The 6,624-nt window shown below is 43.5% G+C and carries 7 protein-coding genes and 1 pseudogene; 6 read left to right on the top strand and 2 right to left on the bottom strand.

Annotated features, from left to right (window positions below; translation table 11 throughout):
- The first annotated feature begins 198 nt into the window (after positions 1–198).
- On the top strand, positions 199–429 hold the full coding sequence (locus JXA84_06515) for a hypothetical protein (protein MBN1150854.1): 231 nt from the start codon (positions 199–201) through the stop codon (positions 427–429).
- A 197-nt stretch (positions 430–626) separates the two neighbouring features.
- On the opposite strand, the gene selD is transcribed toward JXA84_06515, so the two are convergent.
- A complete protein-coding gene (gene selD, locus JXA84_06510; GenBank protein ID MBN1150853.1) occupies positions 627–2,846 on the bottom strand; it encodes a selenide, water dikinase SelD in 2,220 nt (739 codons plus the stop codon).
- Positions 2,847–3,008: 162 nt separating this feature from the next.
- Between selD and JXA84_06505 the strand changes: the two genes are divergently transcribed.
- From JXA84_06505 to JXA84_06485, 5 genes are all read left to right on the top strand, one after another.
- Positions 3,009–3,491 carry a hypothetical protein gene (locus JXA84_06505; GenBank protein MBN1150852.1) on the top strand — a complete coding sequence of 161 codons (483 nt, stop codon included), beginning with the start codon at positions 3,009–3,011 and terminating at the stop codon, positions 3,489–3,491.
- A 95-nt stretch (positions 3,492–3,586) separates the two neighbouring features.
- Entirely contained in the window at positions 3,587–4,045 is a 459-nt protein-coding gene (locus tag JXA84_06500) for a hypothetical protein (protein MBN1150851.1), read from the top strand.
- A 78-nt stretch (positions 4,046–4,123) separates the two neighbouring features.
- Positions 4,124–4,264, top strand: coding sequence for a hypothetical protein (locus tag JXA84_06495; protein ID MBN1150850.1), 141 nt, complete (start codon positions 4,124–4,126; stop codon positions 4,262–4,264).
- Positions 4,261–4,578 carry a hypothetical protein gene (locus JXA84_06490; protein ID MBN1150849.1) on the top strand — a complete coding sequence of 106 codons (318 nt, stop codon included), beginning with the start codon at positions 4,261–4,263 and terminating at the stop codon, positions 4,576–4,578. Before JXA84_06495 ends, JXA84_06490 begins: the two co-directional genes overlap by 4 nt.
- Positions 4,579–4,634: 56 nt before the next feature.
- Positions 4,635–5,000: a VOC family protein gene (locus JXA84_06485; GenBank protein MBN1150848.1), complete on the top strand. Its 366-nt coding sequence runs from the start codon at positions 4,635–4,637 to the stop codon at positions 4,998–5,000.
- A 41-nt stretch (positions 5,001–5,041) separates the two neighbouring features.
- On the opposite strand, the pseudogene JXA84_06480 reads toward JXA84_06485, so the two are convergent.
- A pseudogene (locus JXA84_06480) lies at positions 5,042–6,624 on the bottom strand (C69 family dipeptidase).

The raw sequence follows: 6,624 nt of genomic DNA, 5'->3' as shown, positions 1-6,624 counted from the left end.
TAAAATTGTGTATAATTTGTCAAAAACTAACAATTATTCAAGGAGGTAACCGTGGCTTTAAACGAAGCTGTTTTGGAAGCTGTCTGAAATCATCTTGAGAGTATTACAGGATTTGTAGCCACCTACATCTACCTCGGATCTGGTGAGACACTTTTATCTAAATCAAAAAAGGAAACGGCTGATGTCAACATCGGTGGTTTGGCTGTTGAGCTTTACAGGGCGTCAAAAATTATCACAGACAGAATGGGATTGGGAATGGCTAATTTCGTGGAAGTTCGAACCGATAACTACATATTTATCCACACTTGCATAATTCCCGGCGTGGCTGCCATGGCAGTTATCGTAACGAAAGACGGAAATCTTGGTTTGATAAAACATGAGATGCTAAAAGCTGCCAAGAGTTTAGCTCCTGAATTTCAAAGTAGTTAAAGTTTAGTTCTTTTTTCTTGGAGTTAATTATATAGACATTTTATATAATTAACTCTTTTTTTTTATGATAAATTTTAAAACCAGGGATTAGATCTGGGGCAGAAAACAAAAGATATTGAAATCTCGGTTATTAAGCATGATACGAACCTAAAAAAGCAGGGGTATTTGAGTAAAATTTAACCCTCAGTATGTGCGTTTTACTTTGATTTTTTGACAAAAATCAAACCCTTACCTCTTTTCAAGCAATTTCCTATATGAGACGCGCTTTTTATTCCGCCTTTTTTGAGATCATCGATAATTTGTCCAGATTCATTTTTTGGAACAGCAAACAGGAGGCCCCCTGAAGTTTGAGCGTCACACAACACTATTTTTGTAATTTCGGACAGATCTTCACCCCATATTACCTTCTTTGAAAAATGGTTGAGGTTATTTGTTGATCCTCCGGGGACGATATTCGCGGCGGCGAGGTTTTTTGTCTCGGCGAAAACTGGAATACTATCGGCAAAGATTTCAGCGTCGACGCCACTTGCTGTTGTCAGCTCGCTGAGATGGCCTATAAGACCAAACCCGGTAACATCTGTACAGGCGTGAACAGAAAAATCACTTAAAACATTCGCGGCTTTGTCGTTTAGTTCGGACATAGATTTTATCAAATCGATTTCAGCCCTTTTGCTTAGTAAACCTTTTTTAAGAGCTGTAGTCAGAATTCCTGTCCCAATAGGCTTTGTCAGTATTATGGCGTCTCCTTCTTTGGCGCCCGAATTGGACCAGATTTTTTGAGGGTGGACGATTCCGCAGACGGTCATTCCATATTTAGGTTCTGAATCGTCTATTGTGTGACCTCCGAGTATTGATATATTTGCTTGTTTCGCTTTGTCCGAAGCGCCTCTTAAAATTTCGCTTAGAACGGTGAGAGGCAGTCTGTTGGAAGGGAAACCAACGATATTCAGAGCGAATAATGGTTTTGCTCCCATCGCGTAAACATCGCTCAAAGCGTTAGCTGCTGCGACAGCTCCGAAATCGTAGGGGTTGTCCACAACAGGTGTGAAAAAGTCTACTGTCTGCACAAGGGCTGTATTTTCGTCTATCTTATACACAGCCGCGTCGTCAGAGGTTTTTATATCTATCAAAACATTGGGATCGGTTGTGACTGGCATCAGTTTCAGAACCTTTTCCAACTCCTGCGGCCTCAGTTTACACGCGCAACCCAATCCTTGCGTGTATTTCGTGAGTTTTATTTTTACATCAGAATTTTCTGGTTGTTCGATATTGGTTTTTCCGTATGGCCTTAAACTGTTCACAGTTTGGATTATTATCTGCGAAGACCTTTCAATTTCATCTTTTGTCGTGAATTTTCCTACGGAAAATCTAACTGTCCCCATCGCGAGGTCAGGATTTAAGCCGATTGCCTTGATAACGGGAGAAATTTCTATTGAGTCTGTATGGCAGGCGGCTCCGGCAGAAGCGGCTATGCCTTTCAGTTCCAGTTCATTTATGATGACATTTGCTTCCAATCCATAAAAACTGATGTTTAGCGTGTTAGGAAGACGAAAGTCAGGGTGCCCGTTTAGTTTTATATCGGGAATTTTTTCTTTCAGTCTGCTGTACAGCATATCTCTCATTTTCGTCATATTTATTATGTTTTTTTCAATGTCTCGCCGGGCGATTTCACAGGCTTTTCCCAGCCCGACTATTTCCAAGACATTTTCGGTCCCGGCTCTTTTGTTTTGTTCGTGATCAGCTCCATGTATTAGTTTTTCGAGGGTTATTCCCTCTCTGATATAAAGGGCGCCGACTCCTTTCGGAGCGTAAAGTTTATGACCGGCTATAGACAATAGATCCACACCCATTTCGGTGGTATCTACAGAGTATTTTCCTACAGATTGAGCCGCGTCGGTATGAAACGCGACATTATTTTTTTTTGCTATTTGTGATATTTGGCTGATGGGCTGAATGGTTCCGATTTCGTTGTTTGCGTGCATGATGGAGATAAGAATTGCTTCAGGCCCGATGGAGTTTTCCAGTTCGTCTAAATCAATCCTGCCAAACTCGTCGACACCGATATATGTTATGCGAAAACCTTTTCCCTCAAGATATCTGCAGACTTCTGATACTGCGGGGTGCTCTATTGCGGAAGTGATTATGTGATTGCCTCTTTTCATATTGGCAAAGGCATAGCCCTTTATAGCGTAGTTGTTCGATTCTGTCCCTCCGCTGGTGAATATTATTTCATTTGGTTTGCATTGTATGAGAGAAGCGACCTGTTTACGAGCTTTTTCTACAGCAAGTTTTGTCTTTGTCCCGAAGCTGTGAGAGCTCGAAGGGTTTCCAAAATATTCTGAGAGATAAGGCTTCATTGAATCAGCGACTTCCGGGTCAATTGGCGTTGTCGCGTTGTAGTCAAGGTAAATTTTCATTGGATTAACTTTATATTATAGCATACTTATATTAACCTTTTTAGCATTTTTGTTTTTGAAACGAAAAATTGTAAATCAACATAAAAGTTTATAATTCGAAAAAATCTTGACAAATTTTTACTAATTTAGTAAACTACTAATTTAATAAAAAAGGAAGGACAAATGAAAATACCGACAGATTTAAAACACAAGCCGGTGATAATCTCGGAGGAATACGATAAGGTCGACGGGAGGTCTGCTTATACCAGCGAGGCAAAAGGGTTATCTCTGGGTCTGGCTCAGTGGAACGAAAGGGGAAAAGTAGACATTTCAGCAAAAATATGGAGGCACACTGGTAAAAAATGGTCTCGTCAGTCCGAGGAACTCCCATTTCACAGGGTCTTGGACCTTGCCATTCTCATCTGCAGGACCAAGCTTTTTTTTGCTGAGAGGTACATGAAGAATGAAGGGGATTACCCTAATTACCCACTCCTCGACAGAATCGGTCTTCAGGGCGGAGCTATGAACTTTTCGGTGTGCACAGAGAACGATCATCTGGAGGAAGATATAAAGCTTTTCGACGACTGTCTTCACAAGGACGACGAAATATTAAGTGAAAGACTCAAAATTCTCGGGGATTTGCTAAAAAAACTTGAGATGGTTTAATAATTGAAATATTTTCGCAGAATGAAGCTGGTAGATGTTGGTTTTTCTGAAATAATTCTCTCCGGCGGAATAATGTCTATACGAAATCTGGTGAAGTGAAAAAAAATCAAGCTCTCTCGACGACAATCATACTTTCTGTTCTTTCATGGGTTTTCATAGCTGGTTTGACGGACAAGGTATTCAATCCTTTTACAAGAGTTGAGGGAAGAGAGCGCCGTGCCGCAGTTGCCATTAGGGATGACGTGTCCTGTTTCCAGAAATGGGGAACAGAAAATTTCACAGTGCCCTACCTTGAAAAGTATTACGGTTTTGTCATATATCTGACTCAATCATGTCCAGGAGACAAAAAACAGGAATTTCTGTCAGCTATGATCACTGCTTTTAAAAGGAGTTCTGAAGTCGACCTTTTTATACTTGCTCACGATAACGACTTGGTGTATTGGATGTGGGATCTCGATTCTGAACTGGCTATGAATCTTCGATTGGTCTACAACACGGGGTGCAACGATATTTCACAAGCGCCAATGTGGCTCGATGCCGGCGCAAACACTTAAATAGGTTACCCTGGGGAGAGTAAATCCCCGGTATTTTATTTTTTCTTTGTCAGACGCTGGACGAGAGGGCAGTCTCTTGTGAGAGCTGTCCGGGAATCCAACGAGAGGATGAAGTCTTTTTTCAACAGACTCGAGTTTGCGACGGGAGGGAAATTCGACGCCGAAAAAGCCTGGTCACAGTCCGAGGCTGAGTTCACTGGAGACGGGAGTGTTAGGTGAAAAAAATATACTTTGTCCCCATATCGGCTTTGTTTTTTCCGATCATCCCGCCGGTTCTGATATACGTATTGTCATGGGCTTTATACTCCGATAAAGGAGTTGTACCGTATTCGTTGAACCGATTTCTCTCCCTTTCAGTTCTTGCGTTTTCATCTTCAGTGAGTCTTTTTCTCGGAAATTACGGCACGTATCTCATGCTGAGAAAGGCAAACAAAGTTGTCGCGCCTCTTATGATACTATTGTTCTGTGTTCCGGCACTGCTCCTCGGATCTTTTTACCTTCACGCTTTTCTGGTTTTTCTCGCGCTTGTTTAATTAAAGACGTAAAAAATCTGAAATGTGTAAATACACAAATAAACCGGAGATGATGAATGCAGAAAGTGAGGGAACTGAACGTTCTGACACTGTATGTTTCGGATATCGAAGCAGCAAAAAAGTTCTACAAGGAAAAACTCGGATTTGAGGAAGGTGGGAAGATGCCTCCGGGAATTATTCTCAAGTCGGGAAAAGTCACTATATATGCGGAACCAGGGAGAAAGAAAAGGTCTGATCAGGCGAGGGAATACGCGGAGTATTCACCGAGTTTTTCAGTCGACAACGTCAGAGAATGCCACGATTTTTTGAAAAGCGAAGGGGTGAAAATTTTCGAAAAATACCAGGAATTCGCGCCGGATTTCGCGCTGTTCAAGTTCGAAGACCCCGATGGAAACCTCCTGGAAATCTCGGGAAAGCCCTGACCTTATATTTTATGTTTTCAGAATAATATTACCAAAACTTTTCACGGTTTGTCGTAATTCGTCGGTCCGTTTCTCCATCCGGCCTGGTCCAGCCACCAATGCGGATACCCGACTTCATGAGCCATGTGGCCTTCGGTGTTTATATAGCCATCGTCGTAGCGGACGATCAAATAAACGAGTAGTTTCCACCATCTCGCCGTCACTAAATCGGTATTTTCAAAACATTTTTCCGTCAGGTAAAGTGTATTTTTTTCGGTGATTTCATCTGTTCTTTTCCCGGCACGGAACAATGAGTCCATGGAATCTACGAATTCGATTTCAGCAGTTTCAATACTGTCCCTCAGCGTCTTTATGTCCTCAATCATGTAAGAATACTTTATCTCTGTGTAGTTAGATACAGTGTTGAACGCCCACCATGAACTCTCAAAAGAGAATTCAGCGGTGTTGCAGTTCTGCACTGAAGGCGGAAGATCGCTGACTCCGACGAAAAACGGTATAAAGCACGTTTCCGAGGGCCGGTCCAGTCCCAACCAGCAAATTCCCCCGACGGCATCGGGAAGCCATTTCCGGGCTTGATTGACGTAGACGTACCCGCAGTAGCTCACCGAGAGTGTGCGCTCCCATGCTCCTTCGAGAACTCTTGAAGGATCTCCGACGTCGCCCTGACCGCCGTATGGACCGTAGTAACGGTATGGAAAGCCAAAAGGCCCCGCGGCCGTGCCTTTTGTCATGTCGAATTCTGTTCCTTCGTAGCAGTCCCTGTGAAGGTTCATCACTTCCCTCAGTGTCAGAGGACGGTCCGGTTTTACCGAAAAGGGGTAGTATCTTGTCTACCCATCCTCAACCCACGGGGAAAGATTCAAACTCTGAGCAACGAGACTCTGAACCCGCCACACCCTTCTGAGGGAATAGTAGGGGTGGTTGTATTCTCCGAGGCTAACTGTTTTTAGCCAATCCATGACGCCGTCCTCCGGTTTCCACCATCCCATGGCCATTGCGTTCTCAAAAAGATTTTTGCAGTACAAAAGGTCCGGATCTTCCGGATTGATATCTCTTATCCTGAATTCATTCGCGGCTACAAATATTTCGCCGTCGGGTACACGTCTGGCGACCCATAATCCCCCTGAGCTGTCCGGTGTTCCGCAACACATTTCCATGACCCATCCCTCATTTGGGTCACCCAAAAGAAGTGTTTCACCCGTCCCGTAGTATCCGTAATTTTCTATCAAGAAGCCTATCAATTCGACTGCTTCCCTTGCAGTTTTGCATCTTTCCAAGGCAACTCTTGAGAGTTCGCTCGAGTAGAAGATTCTCTTTCCTGGCTCGCAATTCAGCTGGATTTTCGCGCCGTTAGTGCATTCACCTATCATGAGTTGGTGCTCGTTTATTATTCCGTAACTTCCATCGAAATACGCATAAGTGCGAGCGATTTGGGGTATCGAATCAAGAGGGATTGTTTGGAGATGTTTAGGGGTGTCGTAACCGGGACCGCGTTCGGGGCAAACAAGACGTGGTTCCAGAAAACAGTTGTAATCCGGCAACTCGCCAAGGGCAACCGCCGTCGGATAGACCATCCTCCATGAACCATGGGGATGGTCCTGAGCCGGGACGTATATGACCCTTT

Source organism: candidate division WOR-3 bacterium (assembly GCA_016926475.1).
Lineage (GTDB): Bacteria > SDB-A > SDB-A > SDB-A > SDB-A > JAFGIG01.
The sequence above is the reverse complement of the archived record's forward strand: the minus strand, read 5'-3'. Positions and strand labels throughout refer to the sequence as shown.

What these genes read in the sequence shown, in the direction of transcription:
- selD (MBN1150853.1), bottom strand. Translation starts at nt 2,846, where the DNA reads ATGAAAATTTACCTTGACTACAACGCGACAACGCCAATTGACCCGGAA.
- JXA84_06505 (MBN1150852.1), top strand. Translation starts at nt 3,009, where the DNA reads ATGAAAATACCGACAGATTTAAAACACAAGCCGGTGATAATCTCGGAG.
- JXA84_06485 (MBN1150848.1), top strand. Translation starts at nt 4,635, where the DNA reads ATGCAGAAAGTGAGGGAACTGAACGTTCTGACACTGTATGTTTCGGAT.